General features: G+C 66.4%; 13 protein-coding genes. All 13 read right to left on the reverse strand.

The window, feature by feature from the left end:
• Nucleotides 1-118: 118 nt before the first annotated feature.
• A complete protein-coding gene (locus tag PDM29_RS12960; protein WP_311190524.1) occupies nt 119-838 on the reverse strand; it encodes a GntR family transcriptional regulator in 720 nt (239 codons plus the stop codon).
• Between the two features lie 56 nt (nt 839-894).
• Nucleotides 895-2,250, reverse strand: a complete 1,356-nt coding sequence (locus PDM29_RS12965; RefSeq protein ID WP_311190525.1) for an SLC13 family permease — start codon at nt 2,248-2,250, stop codon at nt 895-897.
• An 84-nt stretch (nt 2,251-2,334) separates the two neighbouring features.
• The gene (mdcH, locus tag PDM29_RS12970) at nt 2,335-3,252 is read right to left on the reverse strand and encodes a malonate decarboxylase subunit epsilon (protein WP_311190526.1); all 918 of its coding nucleotides are present in this window, start codon (nt 3,250-3,252) and stop codon (nt 2,335-2,337) included.
• Nucleotides 3,249-4,085: a triphosphoribosyl-dephospho-CoA synthase MdcB gene (mdcB, locus tag PDM29_RS12975; RefSeq protein ID WP_425508671.1), complete on the reverse strand. Its 837-nt coding sequence runs from the start codon at nt 4,083-4,085 to the stop codon at nt 3,249-3,251. The genes mdcH and mdcB overlap by 4 nt, the downstream gene beginning before the upstream one ends.
• A 71-nt stretch (nt 4,086-4,156) precedes the next feature.
• Nucleotides 4,157-4,807: a malonate decarboxylase holo-[acyl-carrier-protein] synthase gene (gene mdcG, locus PDM29_RS12980; protein ID WP_311190528.1), complete on the reverse strand. Its 651-nt coding sequence runs from the start codon at nt 4,805-4,807 to the stop codon at nt 4,157-4,159.
• A complete protein-coding gene (mdcE, locus tag PDM29_RS12985) occupies nt 4,800-5,510 on the reverse strand; it encodes a biotin-independent malonate decarboxylase subunit gamma (RefSeq protein WP_311190529.1) in 711 nt (236 codons plus the stop codon). Before mdcE ends, mdcG begins: the two co-directional genes overlap by 8 nt.
• Complete coding sequence (locus PDM29_RS12990; protein ID WP_311190530.1) at nt 5,507-6,415, reverse strand: biotin-independent malonate decarboxylase subunit beta; 909 nt, start codon at nt 6,413-6,415, stop codon at nt 5,507-5,509. Before PDM29_RS12990 ends, mdcE begins: the two co-directional genes overlap by 4 nt.
• Complete coding sequence (gene mdcC, locus PDM29_RS12995) at nt 6,412-6,732, reverse strand: malonate decarboxylase acyl carrier protein (RefSeq protein ID WP_311190531.1); 321 nt, start codon at nt 6,730-6,732, stop codon at nt 6,412-6,414. The genes PDM29_RS12990 and mdcC overlap by 4 nt, the downstream gene beginning before the upstream one ends.
• 9 nt (nt 6,733-6,741) lie before the next feature.
• Entirely contained in the window at nt 6,742-8,385 is a 1,644-nt protein-coding gene (mdcA, locus tag PDM29_RS13000; protein WP_311190532.1) for a malonate decarboxylase subunit alpha, read from the reverse strand.
• A 199-nt stretch (nt 8,386-8,584) separates the two neighbouring features.
• A complete protein-coding gene (locus tag PDM29_RS13005) occupies nt 8,585-10,747 on the reverse strand; it encodes a TonB-dependent siderophore receptor (protein WP_311190533.1) in 2,163 nt (720 codons plus the stop codon).
• 804 nt (nt 10,748-11,551) lie between these two features.
• Entirely contained in the window at nt 11,552-13,252 is a 1,701-nt protein-coding gene (gene mqo / locus PDM29_RS13010) for a malate dehydrogenase (quinone) (protein WP_311190534.1), read from the reverse strand.
• Nucleotides 13,253-13,403: 151 nt separating this feature from the next.
• Nucleotides 13,404-13,988: a hypothetical protein gene (locus tag PDM29_RS13015; RefSeq protein WP_311190535.1), complete on the reverse strand. Its 585-nt coding sequence runs from the start codon at nt 13,986-13,988 to the stop codon at nt 13,404-13,406.
• 124 nt (nt 13,989-14,112) lie between these two features.
• Nucleotides 14,113-15,018: a LysR family transcriptional regulator ArgP gene (locus PDM29_RS13020; protein ID WP_311190536.1), complete on the reverse strand. Its 906-nt coding sequence runs from the start codon at nt 15,016-15,018 to the stop codon at nt 14,113-14,115.
• Between the last annotated feature and the right edge of the window lie 72 nt (nt 15,019-15,090).

Below are 15,090 nucleotides of genomic sequence, written 5' to 3' on the forward strand. Positions count from 1 at the left end.
GGACACGCATGGCGTGTCCCTACGGGATATCTGGCCGTGCGATGGACACGGATGGCGTGTCCCTACAAGGTCGGGTCCGCGAAGCCACGCAGGGCGTGGCTCTACGAGAGGGGGGGGATCAGGTTCCGCCTTCCGTCGGCAACGGGGCAGGCACGTTCAACAATCCCCCCGCCGCCACATACGCCGCCAGCGCCTGCCCCTGGCTCAACAGATGCCGCTCCATGGTCTGCCCGGCTGCCACCGCATCGCGCTGCCGGAAACACGCCATCAGCTCCCGATGTTCGGCCAGCGACTGCGCCGTCCGCCCCGGTGCCAGCAGCTGGCGGCCGCGGTGCATCTTCAGAATGCGATGCAGGTCATGGGTGATCCGGATCAGCCACGGGTTCCCCGCGTAATGCTGCACCGTCTCGTGGATCAGGTAGTTGTTGCGGTAGTACTCGGCGATGTTGCCTTCCGCCGCCGCATCTTCCATCGCCGCATGCAGCTCTTCCAGCTGCTGCACGCCGGCATCGTCGATGTTCTTCACCGCCTCGTGCGCGCAACGGCCTTCCAGCATCGCCATCACCGGGAACAGCTGGTTCAGGTCTTCCAGCGTCAAACGCGTCACCCGCGCGCCGCGCCCGGCATCGATCTGCACCAGGCCTTCCGCTGCCAGAAGCTTCAGTGCCTCGCGCAGCGGAGTGCGGCTGATCGTGAGTTCCTCGCACAGGGCGGGTTCGTCGATCCATTCACCTGGGGGGAGGCGGTAGTCGTAGATCCGTTCGCGCACGTGCTCGGCGACCTCTTCGTAGAGAGGGGCCTTTTTTTTCGGGGAGCGCGGGGCGGGGGCGATGGCCATGGGGGAATTGTAGTGGGTTGGCGGGATTCGGGTTGGGGAGCGAATCCCGCAGCCCCCTACATCCAGCCCGGGACGACGAACAGCAGCCAGGCCAGCAGGGGGCCGAAGGCGACGACCAGGCCGCTGTAGATCAGGAACTGGCGGAACAGGGATTCGCGCTCTTCCTTGGCCGCCGATGCCACCACCAGTGCACCGTTGGTCGAGAAGGGGCTGACGTCCACGATCGTCGAGGACACCGCCAGCGCGCAGATCACCCCGGCCGCGCCCAGGTGACCCTGCATCAGGAACGGCACCGCCAGCGGAATCGTCGCACCCAGCACCGCCGCCGATGAGGCGAACGCCGACACGATGCCACCCACGTAGCAGACCAGCAGCGCGCCCAGCAGCGGAATGCCGATGTCCGACACCCCGTTGCCGATGAAGTCCACCGCGCCCGCCTTTTCCAGCACGCCCACGTAAGTCACCACGCCGCAGATCAGCAGTACCGTCGACCAGCTGATGCCATCCACCGCACCCTTCTGGCTCTTCGGCGACAGCAATGCCAACGCCACCGCCACCGTGATCGACACCAGACCCACGTTGAGGTTGTAGATCAACGCCGCCACGCCCAGCCCCACCAGCCCCACCAGCGTGAACAGGCGTTCGCGCGTGATGCCGACTGCTTCCAGCGCATCCGGATCATTGGACAGCGTGCCACCGCCCGCCGAGACCAGCGCACCGTGGCCTTCAATCGCGAACTGGCGTGACGACGCCTGCGGGCCACCGGCCAGTGCCAGTTCGCCACCCGCCACCGTGACCGAACCCCGACGCATCAGTGCAATGCCACCGAAGGCGAAGAAGCAGATCACCGACATCATGAAGTTGAAGCCCAGGCTGGTCAGGAACACCGCCATCTCGGTCACTTCCAACCCCGCCTTCTGCACCACCCCGTTGGTGATGCTGCCGTACACGCTGATCGGCGAGAAGCCACCCGCCTGCGCGCCATGGATCACCAGCAGGCCCATCAGCAGCGGATTGATCTTGTATTGCTTGGCAAAGCGCAGTGCCACCGGACCGATGATCGCCACCGCCGCCGGACCCAGCGCGCCGAATGCCGTCAGCAGCGCCGTGACCACGAACATCACCCACGGAATCGCCACGATGCGTCCGCGCACCGCACGAACTGCCCAGTGCACCAGCAGGTCGATGGTGCCGTTCTTCTGTGCGATCGCGAACAGGTAGGTGATGCCGACCAGGGTCAGGAACAGATCGCCCGGGAAGCCAGCCAGCACCGCCTTGCCCTCCATGCCGACGAAGATGCCCCCGATGATGAAGGCCAATGCGAACGCTACCGCACCCATGTTGATCGGCAGGGCCGTAGCGATGATGAACATGATCACCAGACCGATGATCGTTGCGACTTGTGGACTCATGCGCCCTCCCAGACACCTGACTCGCGTACAGCACGGATGGGGGACCGCCATCCACGGGGTAAAACCAGCCGGGCAAGTCCGGCGTTACAGACGCTCCAGGGCGCGATGCACCCAGGCCGCCGCACCGTCCAGGTGCTGGAACTCTTCCACCGCGCGCACTTCGCAGCACGGGTAAGCGGAAGCCACCATGCGCGCCAGGGCCGTGCCCGGACCCAGCTGCAGGAACACCCGCGCGCCGCGCTCGAAGGCCTGGCGCATCACCTGCGCCCACTCGATGGTCTGTGACAGCTGCGCCGCCAGACTGTGCTGCGCCACGGCGGCATCGCGCACCAGGCGCGCATCGATGCCCGCCAGCAGCGTCAGCTGCGGTGCCGTCAGCCCGGCCGTGGCCAGTGCGTCTGCAAAGGCGCTGCTGGCGTCCGCCAGCAACGGTGTATGCGCAGGCACATGGACCGGCAGCGGACGAATTTCCGCATGCCGCGCACCCGCCTGCGCGGCCAGTGCCTGCAGCGCCGGCCTGCGCCCACCCACGATGAAATGGTCGCTGCCATTGGCAATGGCAATGAAGGCCCCGTGGGCTTCGCATAGCGGTTGCAGGGCATCACGGGTCAGCCCCAGCACCGCCTGCATGCCGGTATCCGGCGGGCTGGCCTCGTCCATCAACCGCGCGCGCTGCGCAGCGAGCTGCAGGCAGCCCGCCGTATCGATACTGCCGGCAACGGCGTGCGCGGCCAGCTCGCCAATGCTGTAGCCGGCCACCAGCAGCGGCACCGGCAACGCCTCGCGCAGCGCCTGCCACTGCGCCAGCGTGGCGGCACACAGCAGCGGTTGCGCCTGCGCGTTGTCGAAGCGATCGTCGGCACCCGCGGCCTCCACCACGTCGCGCCCGAGTACCGCGCACGCCGCGGCCATGACCTCGCGTGCAGCGGGGTAGGGACGCGCCCGTTCGAACATCGCCGCGTGCTGCGCGCCTTGTCCGGGGCAGAGCAGGGCCAGGCTCATGCGCCCTCCTGCTGCAGCAGGAACCAGGCGCAGGCCAGCAGGTCGGCGCTGCCACCCGGACTGAGTCGACGGGCCACGAACCCGGCGTCGATGCGGGCCAGGCGCTGCCGCCAGTCGGCACTGTGCGCGCCGCCTGCGTGCAGGAACGCGGTCGCTTCGGCCTTTGCCCAGGCCAGCCCGGCCGCACCGCCACGGTGCAGCAGGTTCAGATCATCCACCACCGCCACCAGCTGCATCAGCGTGTGGCACAGCGCAGCCTCACGCGGCAGCCCTGCACCCAGCGCGTCGCGCAGCGCAGGCACGGTCAGTTCGCGCAGCAGCGGGAAACCGCCCGCAGCTTGCTCGCGTACGCCAGCGACGCGGTGCTGCGCGCGTGCGCGCTGTCCCGGGCTGTCAGCGTTCAGAGGGGCCTGGATGAGGTCGTCAGCCCAGTGTTGCACCTGCAGGCAGACCTGTTCGGCCGCCAACGCCGTGCCGCTGTGTGCGCGTCCGCGCGCGGCTGACGCCACCAGCAGACCGAGGCTGAAGATCGCGCCACGGTGGGTGTTCACGCCGTTTGTGGCGCGCAGCATCGCCGCCTCTGCAGCAATGCCCAGCGTGCGCAACACCTCGAACGGCGCATCCTGTGCACCGGCGCTGGCGATCTGACGGTAGTAGTGGCGCAGCGCGAACAGGCTGCGCAGGAACGTGCCCGCGTCCATGTCGGCATGGCTGCCCGCACTGAAAGGCGTCACCAGCCCCGGCTTGGGTGCACACGCCAGTTCAGCGTGCAGGCTGGCAATGGCCAACCGCCCCAGCCGCGCGGTGTCGACCGGATGCACTGTCCGGCGCACGGTAACGGCCGGATGCGCAACCTGTAGAGCCGGGCCATGCCCGGCTGCCGTTGGAGCAGTCCCCACCGCGTTCATGAGCCCACCTCAACGCGCTGGAACAGATCCTCGCGCTGCGCCAGCATCGCCCCGTCCACGCGCTTGACCAGCACCTGGCGCGCGTCGCTGGCGTACTCGCGCCAGTTCACTGCGCCGCCATCCGGCAGACACAGCTCACCATCCACACGTCGTGCAAAGGTGCCCTCCCAGGCCTGCAGTCGCGTAACCAGATGGTCAGCCATATCACGGTCGTCGATCTGCCACAGCAGGTCGATATCCGACCGTGCGTGCACATACTCCAACCCAGTCAGCATCTGCCAGGCGAAGGCACCGAACACACGTGCCGGTGCCATCGCGTGCAGCGCCTGCAACGGTAGTGACCAGTCTGCTGCGGCACCCACCAACGGATGCGCCAGCACCGCCTGCAGCGAAATCGGCGGCTGCACCTTCACCACATCGGCCATCGGCACGCGCAGCGCGAGGCGCTGTTTGCCCTCGGCCGGTGGCAGGGGCACCCCCAGCCGCAGACGTGGATCGGGATCATCGGCGGCGCGACGCGCCACCACTGCCGGCCAGCCCTGCGCGAGCCACTGCGCCAGGCGCGGGTCCTGCGCTGCCACGTCGGCCCGCCAGTCGGCCTGCGCCGACAGCCAGACCAGCGTGTGGCGGGCGGGCCGGTCAGGCATTGCCGCGGGCCACTTCAGCGGCGACGCTGGCCGCCAGGCTACGGCCGCCGCGCTCGGCACCCCGTGCCGCGCGTTGGTCGCCACCGGCGGGCGTGCGCAGTGCCTGCAGCAGGTGCTGCGCCAGGTCATCGGGCCACAGCGATTCCACCGCGCCCATCGCCACGTAATTCTCCACGCCCGGCGCAAACACCGGCGAGCTCTGGCTGAGCGCCTGCAGCTTCTCCAGCGGCTGCTTGGTCACCCGCGCCATCGCGCGCAGGTCCATCACTCGCACCTGTGCGTCGGGCAGGGCGTGGATGTGGTCGGCCATCAGCCCGAACGACAGGAAGCCACCGCTGACCGATTCGCCGTACACCAGGGTCACCAGCAGCGCACCACGCCGGCGCGCCAGGTCCAGGGTCTGTGCCAGATGCGCGAAGTAACCATTGATGCCCAGCAGTTCGTCGCGCCGCGCCAGCCGCTGACCGGCAGTATCCACCAGCATCACGATCGGGCGTTGCGGATGTTCGGCGGTGCTGGTCAGCACGGTATCGGCCAAGGCCAGGGCGTGGTCAACGCCGACTTCGATCTTGTCGATGGTGCCAATCACGGTGACCACACCGTCTTCGGTGCGCGCTGTACCGCCCAGTACCGCGTCGTTGACCGTGATGTCGTGGCCGAGCGGAAACAGCGCGTCCAGCAGCGTCTGCAGTGCTACGGTCATGGCAGGCTCCGGGCGGCGGTGGCGGCAAGGAAGGCATCGGTGTCCAGCAGTGGCAGCCGCTCCGGTTCGGCGATGCCCTGGCGGGTCCAGATGTCCAGGCCATCACGGCAGTCGCCCCAGGCCTGCACGCGGGCCTGCAGGGCGGTATGCCGTGCCTGCAGCGCGTGCAGGGCCGCGTCGGTGTCCGTGCTTGAGGTGTCCGGCTGCAGCGCGTCGTAGGCCGCGTCGGCGAAGGCGTCCATCGCATCGGCCACCAGCACCTGGGCCTGGTCGATCAGATAGCGGTGTTTGCCACCGGTGACGCGCCAGACCAATGCACGGTCGCGCGCATCGAATTCTTCCACCCCACGCACGGTTTCGATTACTTCAGGGCCAGACAACGAGAGGCGGCCCTCTTCAGACATGATGACCGTGCTGCAGCAGCGGGCGACGATGCCCATGCCGCCGAAGGCACCGTTGCCGCTGCCAATCAGCGCCAGCACCGGCACACCCACCGCACGTGCGGCCAGCGTGGCACGCATGATTTCGGAGATGGCAATCAGGCCGGCATTGGCCTCGTGCAGGCGCACACCGCCGGTGTCGAGCAGCAGCAGGACGCCGTCGGGACGGGTCTGTGCCGCGCGCTGCAGCAGGCCGGTGAGTTTGGCTCCGTGCACTTCGCCGACCCCACCGCCCATGAACGGTCCCTGCTGGGCCGCGATCAGCACGGATTTTCCGCGCAGCGTGCCGCTGCCGATCACGATGCCGTCATCGAAGGCGGCAGGCTGGTCCAGCTGCGCCAGATGCGGGCTGGTCATGCGTCGGGCCGGGCCAAGGAACTCGTTGAAGCTGCCCGTATCGAGCAAAGCCGCGATACGCTCGCGGGCATCGGCCTCGTAATAGCTGTGTCGTTGTGTGCGGGTCATTGCGGGGCTCCTTCGTGCAGCGCCTGCACCGCCTGGTCCAGACGCAGGCTGACCACCGCCGGGGTGGCCCCGGCATCATTGATCGACACCTGCACATCGCGCAGCGGATGGCGCGCCGCGAAATCGGCGATCACCGCCTGCCAGATGCTGCCGAAGCCGGAGGCGGCGGTCACGATGCGCACCTGCATCGCGCCGTCCAGCGGTGCTGCTTCCAGCAGGACTTCGAGATTGCCCGAGGCCAGCACGCCGACCAGCACGGCCTGGGGCGGGAAGTGCACGGCGGTGTGGCCGTCGAATCGATAATCGAGGGTTTCCATATGCGCTCCTTACCAGTTGCGGAAACGCTTGGGCGGGTCGTAAAGGCCACCGGACCAGCGCACCAGGTCTTTCACCGAACGCGCGGCCAGCAGGTCGCGGCTGGCATCGCGCGGGTTGATGCCCAGGTCCTCCGGGCGCTGGATCACGCCACGGTCGCGCAGGTTTTCCACGATGGCGCGATCACGCCCCAGGCCCACGGCGGTGTAGCCGGAGACCCCGCGGATCGCCTGCTCGCGTTCTTCCGGGGTGTGACACAGCAGCAGGTTGGCGATGCCTTCCTCGGTGAGCACGTGGCTGACGTCGTCGCCATAGATCATCACCGGCGGCAGCGGCATCTGTGCGCGCTCGGCCAGGTCCCACGCGTCCAGACGCTCGACGAAAGCCGGTGCCATGTGTTCGCGGAAGGTTTCCACCATCTGCACCACCAGCTTGCGCCCGCGCGGAATCTCGCCGGGGCGCGCGGCCTGCTGTCCGGCCTTGAGCCAGGCGTCGCTGGCGTGGCGGCGGCCACGCGCATCCGAGCCCATGTTCGGCGCACCGCCGAAGCCGGCAATGCGGTCGCGGGTGGCGGTGGAACTGTTGCCCTGCAGATCGATCTGCAGGGTGGAGCCGATGAACATGTCGCAGGCATACAAGCCGGCGGTCTGCGAGAACGCACGATTGGAGCGCATCGATCCGTCGGCACCGGTGAAGAACACATCGCCACGTGCGGCGATGTACTTCTCCATGCCCAGCTCGGAGCCGAACGAATGCACCGACTTCACGAAGCCGGATTCAATCGCGGGAATCAGCGCTGGATGCGGGTTCAGGGCCCAGTGCTGGCAGATTTTGCCTTTCAGTCCGAGCGACTCGGCGTAGGTGGGCAGCAGCAGTTCGATCGCGGCGGTATCGAAGCCGATGCCGTGATTGAGCCGGTTGACGCCGTACTCGGCGTAGATGCCCTTGATGGCCATCATCGCCATCAGCACCTGGATCTCCGAGATCTGCGCCGGGTCGCGGGTGAACAGCGGTTCGATATGGTTCGGGCGCGGAGCCTGGACCACGAAGTTGACCCAATCGGCCGGAATATCGACGCGGGGGAGGGTGTCGACGATCTCGTTGACCTGGGCAATCACGATGCCGCCGCCAAATGCCGTGGCTTCGACAATCACCGGGGTGTCTTCGGTGTTCGGGCCGGTGTACAGGTTGCCGTGGCGGTCGGCGGCCTGCGCGGCGACCAGGGCCACCTGCGGGGTGAGGTCGATGAAGTAGCGCCCGAACAGTTCCAGGTAGGTGTGGATGGCCCCGATCTGGATGCGCCCTTCGGCGACCAGGTTGGCCAGCCGCACCGACTGTGGGCCGGAGAAGGAGAAATCCAGCTTCGAGGCGATGCCGCGCTCGAACACGTCCAGATGCGAGGGCAGCGACAACACCGACTGCACCATGTGCAGGTCATGCACGCGTGCCGGATCCAGTTCGGCCAAGCGCTGGGCCAGGAAATCGGCCTGCTTCTGGTTGTTGCCTTCCAGGCAGACCTTGTCGCCCGGTTCCAGTACCGCGTGCAGCAGTTCCACCACGTCATCGGCGGCCACTTCATGGCCGCGGGCGAAGGCGGCGGCCCGTTGCAGACGGGCCTGGCGGCCGCGTGCCTTGCTGTCCCAGCTGGGGGTCATTGCAGTCATCCCGGGGGTGTTGACGTAATTACGGCATAATTACGAAGGGAGATGCAACCCGCAGTGCAGCAAAAGAAAGGGCCCGCCAATGGCGGGCCCTGTTCAGGTTCACGTGATCGGGGGCTCGGCGGGCTCGGCGCGATCCGTGCGCTCGTTTGGTCCGCGCGATCCGTAGAGCCGGGCCATGCCCGGCAAATGGTCAAAACGCCCAGCGCAGGCTGGCCGACACAAACCGTGGCTCGCCGTAGTTGTTGTAGTCCAGGTTCGCCCAGTAGGTCTTGTCCAACGCGTTGCGCACGTTGAGCGAAGCAGTCCAGTTATCGCTGATGCGGTAATTGGCGTGCAAGTTGACCAGCATGTACGACGGCTGGGTCACGGTGCGGGTGCCGCCGAGCGGGTAGGGGATGTTGTAGCCCTCGACCTTGCTCTGCCACGAGAACCCACCACCGATGGTCAGGCGGTCCAGCACGCCCGGCAGGCGCACGCTGGTGTTCAACTGCAACAGATCTTCCGGCGGGTTCGCGTACAGCAGGTCCGTCGCGGCGCGGGTCACCTTGACGTGGGTGAAACCGGCATTGACCGTCCAGCCCGGCAGGATTTCGCCGTTGACATCCACTTCCCAGCCGCGCGACTTGGTGCCGTTGACGCCGATGTAGGCCGAGCTGCCGTCGCTGAGCGAACCATCCGGCAGGCTCATGTCACGCACCGCGTAGTTGTCCTGTTTGGCTTCGAAGATCGCCGCATTGGCGGTCAGCTTGCCGTCGAACCACTGCGACTTGATGCCGGCTTCCAGGTTGGAGCCTTCCACCGGAGCCAGCAGGTTTTCGTTGCGGTCCTTGTAGTTCTGCGGGTTGAAGATCTCGGTGTAACTGGCGTAGACCGAGAAGTCCGGCACGATGTCGTACACAAGGCCGACGTACGGGGTGACTTCATCGGTGACCTTGTAGGCACCGCTGGTACCGGTATAGGCACCGGCCGCGTTGTAGCTGCGGCTCAGGGTTTCCCAGCGGCTCAGGCGCGCACCGGCGATCAGCGACAGCGGGTCGGCGAGGCGCAGGCGGGTCGACGCATACACGCCGCTCTGCTTGGTGTGGGCAATGCGGCGCGCACCGGTGCGGCTGGCCCGCAGCTCCGGAATGTCGCCGTCCCAGGTGTGGATGTTGGGAATGTTGTAGCGCCAGTTGGCCACCGAGGTCAGCGTCCAGGTGGTGGCTTCCAGGTTGTTGTAGCTGCCGCCGATGACCACATCGTGCTCGCGGCCGAACGCCGGGAATTTGCCGGACAGGTAGAGGTCCGCGCCCTTGCGGGTGTCTTCCGCGTCGCCGGCACCGGCCAGCAGGTACATGCCGGCACCGGTCACCGGATCCGGGTAGCCGCTGCCGTACACGCGCACGTTCTGCACATTGCCGCGGGTATAGGCGGTGTTGAGCTTGAGCAGCCAGTTCTCGCCGAAACGCTGTTCCAGGTTGCTGAAGACAGTGCTGGTTTCGCGCTGCCAGTAGCTCCACTTCGGAGCCATGTTGGTCTCACGCGGGAGGTGGGCGAAGGTGCCGTCGCTGTTGAAGAACGGCACGGTGCCCCAGGTGGAACCGACCGGGTTGTTGTCCTGGCGCTGGTAGCCAACGGTGACAGTGGTGGAGTCGGTGATGTCACCTTCCAGAACGGCCATGCCGGCCATCTTGTCTTCCTTGTAGCGGTCGTAATACAGGTCACGATCGGTATAGGCGGCAACCACGCGGCTGCGGAAGCGTCCGTCGCTGGTCAGCGGCGCATTGACGTCGGCCTCGAGGCGGCCGAAGTCCCAACTGCCGGCGCTGACGGCCACCGAGGCATCGAAATCCTTGCCCGGGCGCTTGCGCAGCAGATTGACGGTGGCCGAAGGAATACCGGCACCGCTGAGCAGGCCATTGGCACCGCGGATGACTTCGACGCGGTCGTAGAAGGCGGTGTCGTATTCCTGGTTGGTGGAACCGCTGTAGGTGGGCAGGCCATCGACCTGGAAGTCGGTGATGGTGAAGCCGCGCGCGTAGTACAGCGGGCGCTGGGTGTCGTAGAACGAGACGCTGACGCCGGTGATGTTGCGCATGACGTCGTTGATCGAGAACAGCGCTTCGTCCTGCAGCCGGTCAATACCGATCACGCTGGTGGACTGCGGGGTTTCCTGCAGGGTGATCGGCAGGCGGGTGGTGCTCGACGGAGCCGCCTGGGTGCCGACCACGTTGACCTGGTCCAGGGTCTTGGCATCGGCGGCAGCGGTATCTGCCATGGCAACAGCCGGAGCGGCGGCGGCCAGGACGGCCAGCAGGGCAACGCCCAGCGGGGCGCGACGGAAAGAGCGGGGCGAAGCAGCGCGTAAGGACATGCGAAGGTCTCGGAAAGCCCAAGGGGAGGGCACAACGGGACGCAAATGTAAATCGTTCGCATTCTAATTACAAATTTAACAATGTGGGCGCTGTTGGATTCGTGCGAAAAGCCGGTGGTCATCGGTTTCCGTGTTTGGGCGTGCCGGGGTGGGTTTGCGGGACACGCCGTAAACCCTTCCATGGGGGCTCGTAGAAAACATCCATGTTTTCTACGGTCCCGCAAACCCAGCCCGGCACGCCCCAGACAGTTGGCCGGTGGCCATGGAAGATCAAAAGCCATTTGCGCTGCCCCGGCGGGGTCGGAAATGCCTTGGTGGGATCGGTCGACAGACGATCGCCGTGAAATCCCCAACAATCGGTAACGCATGACGCCGGATCGACACCGCTGTTGATCTGGCATTTCCCATGGCCACCGCCGCACTGTCGATGGCGGGTCGGGGTGGGCTGGAGGGGGTGTGAGCCGCATGGATGCGGCGATCAAGCCTACAGGGGTGAAGGCGCACTGCTTGCGAGGCACTGCCTCGCGTGCGACTGAACGCCCAGCCGCCAGCGGCTGGGCCGGGCCCCGGAGGGGGACTTGCGGCGTCCCCCGGAACGCCCATCCCGATCCGCCAAACCAGGGATCCCGTGAGCACCGGCTTTTCGCCTGAATCCAACAGCAGCCGGGCAAGCCCGGCTCTACGGGAGCCATCCACGCGCGGAAGGGCGCCGTCCACGTGCGGAGGTGGGCGATCCACGCCCAAAAGAAAACCGGCTCCCCAAGGAAGCCGGTTTCCAGAGACTTACATCGAGCGATGCAGCCGTTACAGCGCCTGCATCTCTTCGTTCGCGTTGCGCTTTTCCTTCACCGGAGCCACCGGCGCAACCGGAGCCGGCGGAGTCAGCATGACCGCTGCGCTGGTGTCGGCCGGCACTTCCAGGAACGGCAGGTTCAGTGCCGCGCTGGTCTGGCCGCGGATCTCGTTGGTCAGCGCCGCGCTGTCGTTGAGCTTGCGCCCGTACGACGGCACGATCTCCTTCAGGCGTGCTTCCCAGCCGGCCGCCATCTGCTCCGGGAACGCCTTCTTCAGCAGGTCCAGCATGATCGGCGGCGACGTCGAGGCACCCGGGGATGCGCCCAGCAGGGCCGCAATCGTGTGGTCCTTGTCGGTCACGATCTCGGTGCCGAACTGCAGCACCGAACCCTTCTCCGGGTCCTTCTTGATGATCTGCACGCGCTGGCCTGCGGTGACCAGTTCCCAGTCCTCGCGCTTGGCAGTCGGGAAGTACTTCACCAGTTCGGCCTGGCGGTCCGCATCTTCCAGACGGGCCTGGCCCATCAGGTACTTCACCAGGTCCAGGTTCTCCAGACCCACGTCCAGCATGCCTGCCACGTTGTTGTGGTTCACCGACGAATACAGGTCGAACCACGAACCGTGCTTCAGGAACTTCGTGCTGTACAGCGCGAACGGCCCGAACAGCACCACCGGCTTGCCGTCCAGCTTGCGCGCATCCAGGTGCGGCACCGACATCGGCGGCGAGCCCGTTTCGGCCATGCCATAGGCCTTCACGCTGTGGCGGCTGGCAATCGCCGGGTTCTTGAACGCCAGGAACTGGCCGCCGACCGGGAAGCCCGCGTAGTTCTTCGATTCCGGAATGCCCGACAGCTGCAGCAGCTTCAGCGCCGCACCGCCCGCACCGATGAACACGAAGCGCGACTTCACCGTCGATTCCGTACCCGACTTCAGGTCGGCCACGGTCACGTTCCAGCTCTTGTCGTCGTTCTGACGCAGCGCGCGCACTTCATGCTCCAGATGCAGCTTGAAGTTCGGGCTGCGCTGCAGGCCGGTGGTGAGCTGGCGGGTGATCACGCCGAAGTTCACGTCCGTGCCCAGCGGCATCCAGGTCGCGGCCACCTTCTGGTTCGGGTCACGCCCTTCCATCAGCAGCGGGGCCCAGGCCTTGATCTGCGCCGGATCTTCCGAGTACTGCATGCCGTAGAACAGCGGGTTCTTCGACAGTGCCTGCTGGCGCTTGTGCAGGTAGGCAATGTTGTCATCGCCCCAGACGAAGCTCATGTGCGGTGTCGGGTTGATGAAGTCGCTGGGCTGGCTCAGCCGGCCTTCCTTCACCTGGTGCGACCAGAACTGGCGCGAGACCTCGAACTGCTCGGCAATGCCCACCGCACGCTTGGTCTCGATGCTGCCGTCCGGCAGTTCCGGGGTGTAGTTCAGTTCGGCGAAGGCCGAATGCCCGGTGCCCGCATTGTTCCAGCCGTCGCTGCTTTCCAGCGCCACGCCGTTGAGGCGCTCGTAGACCTGGATGTTCCAGTCCGGCTGCAGTTCCTGCAGGAAAGTGGCAAGGGTGATGCTCATGATGCCGCCGCCGACCAGCACGACGTCGACCGGCTTGTCGTTTTCCGCCGCCGGGACCGAGCGCTGGTACAGGGGCCAGTACAGGAACACGGCCGCTGCCAGCAGCAACAGCACGAGCAGGCCGAGGACGACCTTGGCTAACTTTTTCATGGATATCTCTTAGGGGGAGATGGGAGGAGGATGACCACGCCCTGGGGAAGAAGCGTGAAGAAACAACCGTTTGGCGCATCCTGGGGGCAATTTTAGCCCGAAACGGTACGGATTTGGTGCAACGCAGCATCGCGTGGCGCGGGCAGGGCGCTCAATCCGCCGACAGGCTGAAATATTCGGCCAGGAAGTACCCGCACTGGTAGAGCAACGCTGCCGTCGCCAGGCCCACGTGCACCCGACGACTGCGGCTGATCATCCCCAATGCCGCCACCGCCAGCATCGCCGCCGTATGGATCGGGTAGGCCTCCCCCAGCATTACCCAGCGGCTGTGGCCCTTGATCGCGGTGTCGCCGAGGTCCAGCAGGGTGACCAGCGCCAGCATCCCGAAGAACCCACCGCGGCGCTGCAGCAGGTAGTGCTCGTAGCTGTCGTAGTCGCGCAGGTCGTCCGGAAACAGCAGCACGCACAGCAGGTACCAGCTGGCGCAATAAGCCAGTACGAACAGGTACAGCCCGAAGGTCCAGCGGTGCACCTGGATCAGCCGGAACTCCCACCACCAGAAGGTCACTACCGAGATCAGCGCCCACAGCACCCAGGCGATATGCAGCCACGAGCAGCCCCGGCGTGCGGGGTTCTCGATGATCTGCGCCAGCCCGCGCAGCAGGGTGGTGATGCTCAGCCCCAGGATGATGCTCAACACCACCCGGATGTGCAGGTAGACCGGATCGCTGTCCATGCCGCGGATGCTGCGCGGGGGGAGGTCAGCGCGCCGTGTACGTCGCGGAATGGCCGCCCGACCAACGGTCGGGCGCTACCGTGAACGCCATCTGGTAGGTTCCGACCGTTGGTCGGCACGAAGGTCAGCGCTTCTTCCGCACCAACCCGTTCGACGCGCCCAGCACCGCCCGGGTCAGCAGCGCCATGGTCTTTACGTCGCCCTTCCAGTGCTGCCAGTACAGCGGCACGTCCTCCCACGCGCGCTGCTTCATCAGCACCAGCCGGCCGGCCTCCAGGTGCCGCTTCACCAGCGGCAGGGGATTCATGGTCCAGCCCAGTCCCCCCAGGTTTGCCTGCACGAACGCACGCGTCGACGGGATCCACCAGGTGGGCGCCGTCATCGGCAGCTCTTCTCCGGCAAGGCGTCGGGCGAAGCGCGCCTGCATGTCGTCCTTGCGGTTGAACACCAGCACCGGGGCCTGGGCCAGTGACTGCGCGTTCACCCCCTTGGCGAAGTACTTCTCGTGGAAGGCCGGCGTGCAGGTTGCTGCATAGCGGATGCTGCCCAGCGGATGGATCTGGCAGCCCTGCACCGGCTCGTCCAGGGTGGTCACCGCGCCCAGTACCGCGCCCTGGCGCAGCAGCGCGACGGTGTGGTCCTGATCCTCCAGGCGCAGGTCCAGGGTGGTGCCGGTCTGTTCGGCAAAGCGCAGGGCAGCCTCGGTGAACCAGGTTTCCAGACTGTCGTGATTGACCGCTACCGGGATGCTGGCCTGCGGCAGGTCCTCGTCGGCAATGCCCATCCGGTGCAGGGCGTCGTGCTCCAGCAGGGCGGTCTGCTCGGCCAGCTGCACCAGCACCTGGCCTTCTTCGGTGGCCACGGCGGGGGACGAGCGTTTGACCAGCAGTCTGCCCACCCGGTCCTCCAGCGCCTTGACCCGCTGCGAAATGGCCGACGCGGTGACATTGAGCGACTGCGCGGCGCGCTCGAAACTGCCTTCGCGGACAACGGCGGCAAGCGCTCTGAGCTGGGCATGGTCGATTCGCATCGTCTTAAGTTCCGCTAAAGATGGTTTAGCAAGTTTAGCTCTACTTTTTCATGTTGCGGCGCGACAATACGC

The sequence above is a fragment of the Stenotrophomonas oahuensis genome (assembly GCF_031834595.1).
Taxonomy (GTDB): domain Bacteria; phylum Pseudomonadota; class Gammaproteobacteria; order Xanthomonadales; family Xanthomonadaceae; genus Stenotrophomonas; species Stenotrophomonas oahuensis.

Coding starts and splice junctions, on each gene's coding strand:
- mdcE (WP_311190529.1), bottom strand. CDS start 5,510: ATGACCGTAGCACTGCAGACGCTGCTGGACGCGCTGTTTCCGCTCGGC.
- mdcH (WP_311190526.1), bottom strand. CDS start 3,252: ATGAGCCTGGCCCTGCTCTGCCCCGGACAAGGCGCGCAGCACGCGGCG.
- PDM29_RS12960 (WP_311190524.1), bottom strand. CDS start 838: ATGGCCATCGCCCCCGCCCCGCGCTCCCCGAAAAAAAAGGCCCCTCTC.
- mqo (WP_311190534.1), bottom strand. CDS start 13,252: ATGAAAAAGTTAGCCAAGGTCGTCCTCGGCCTGCTCGTGCTGTTGCTG.
- PDM29_RS13020 (WP_311190536.1), bottom strand. CDS start 15,018: ATGCGAATCGACCATGCCCAGCTCAGAGCGCTTGCCGCCGTTGTCCGC.
- mdcG (WP_311190528.1), bottom strand. CDS start 4,807: ATGCCTGACCGGCCCGCCCGCCACACGCTGGTCTGGCTGTCGGCGCAG.
- PDM29_RS13015 (WP_311190535.1), bottom strand. CDS start 13,988: ATGGACAGCGATCCGGTCTACCTGCACATCCGGGTGGTGTTGAGCATC.
- PDM29_RS13005 (WP_311190533.1), bottom strand. CDS start 10,747: ATGTCCTTACGCGCTGCTTCGCCCCGCTCTTTCCGTCGCGCCCCGCTG.
- mdcA (WP_311190532.1), bottom strand. CDS start 8,385: ATGACCCCCAGCTGGGACAGCAAGGCACGCGGCCGCCAGGCCCGTCTG.
- mdcC (WP_311190531.1), bottom strand. CDS start 6,732: ATGGAAACCCTCGATTATCGATTCGACGGCCACACCGCCGTGCACTTC.
- PDM29_RS12990 (WP_311190530.1), bottom strand. CDS start 6,415: ATGACCCGCACACAACGACACAGCTATTACGAGGCCGATGCCCGCGAG.
- PDM29_RS12965 (WP_311190525.1), bottom strand. CDS start 2,250: ATGAGTCCACAAGTCGCAACGATCATCGGTCTGGTGATCATGTTCATC.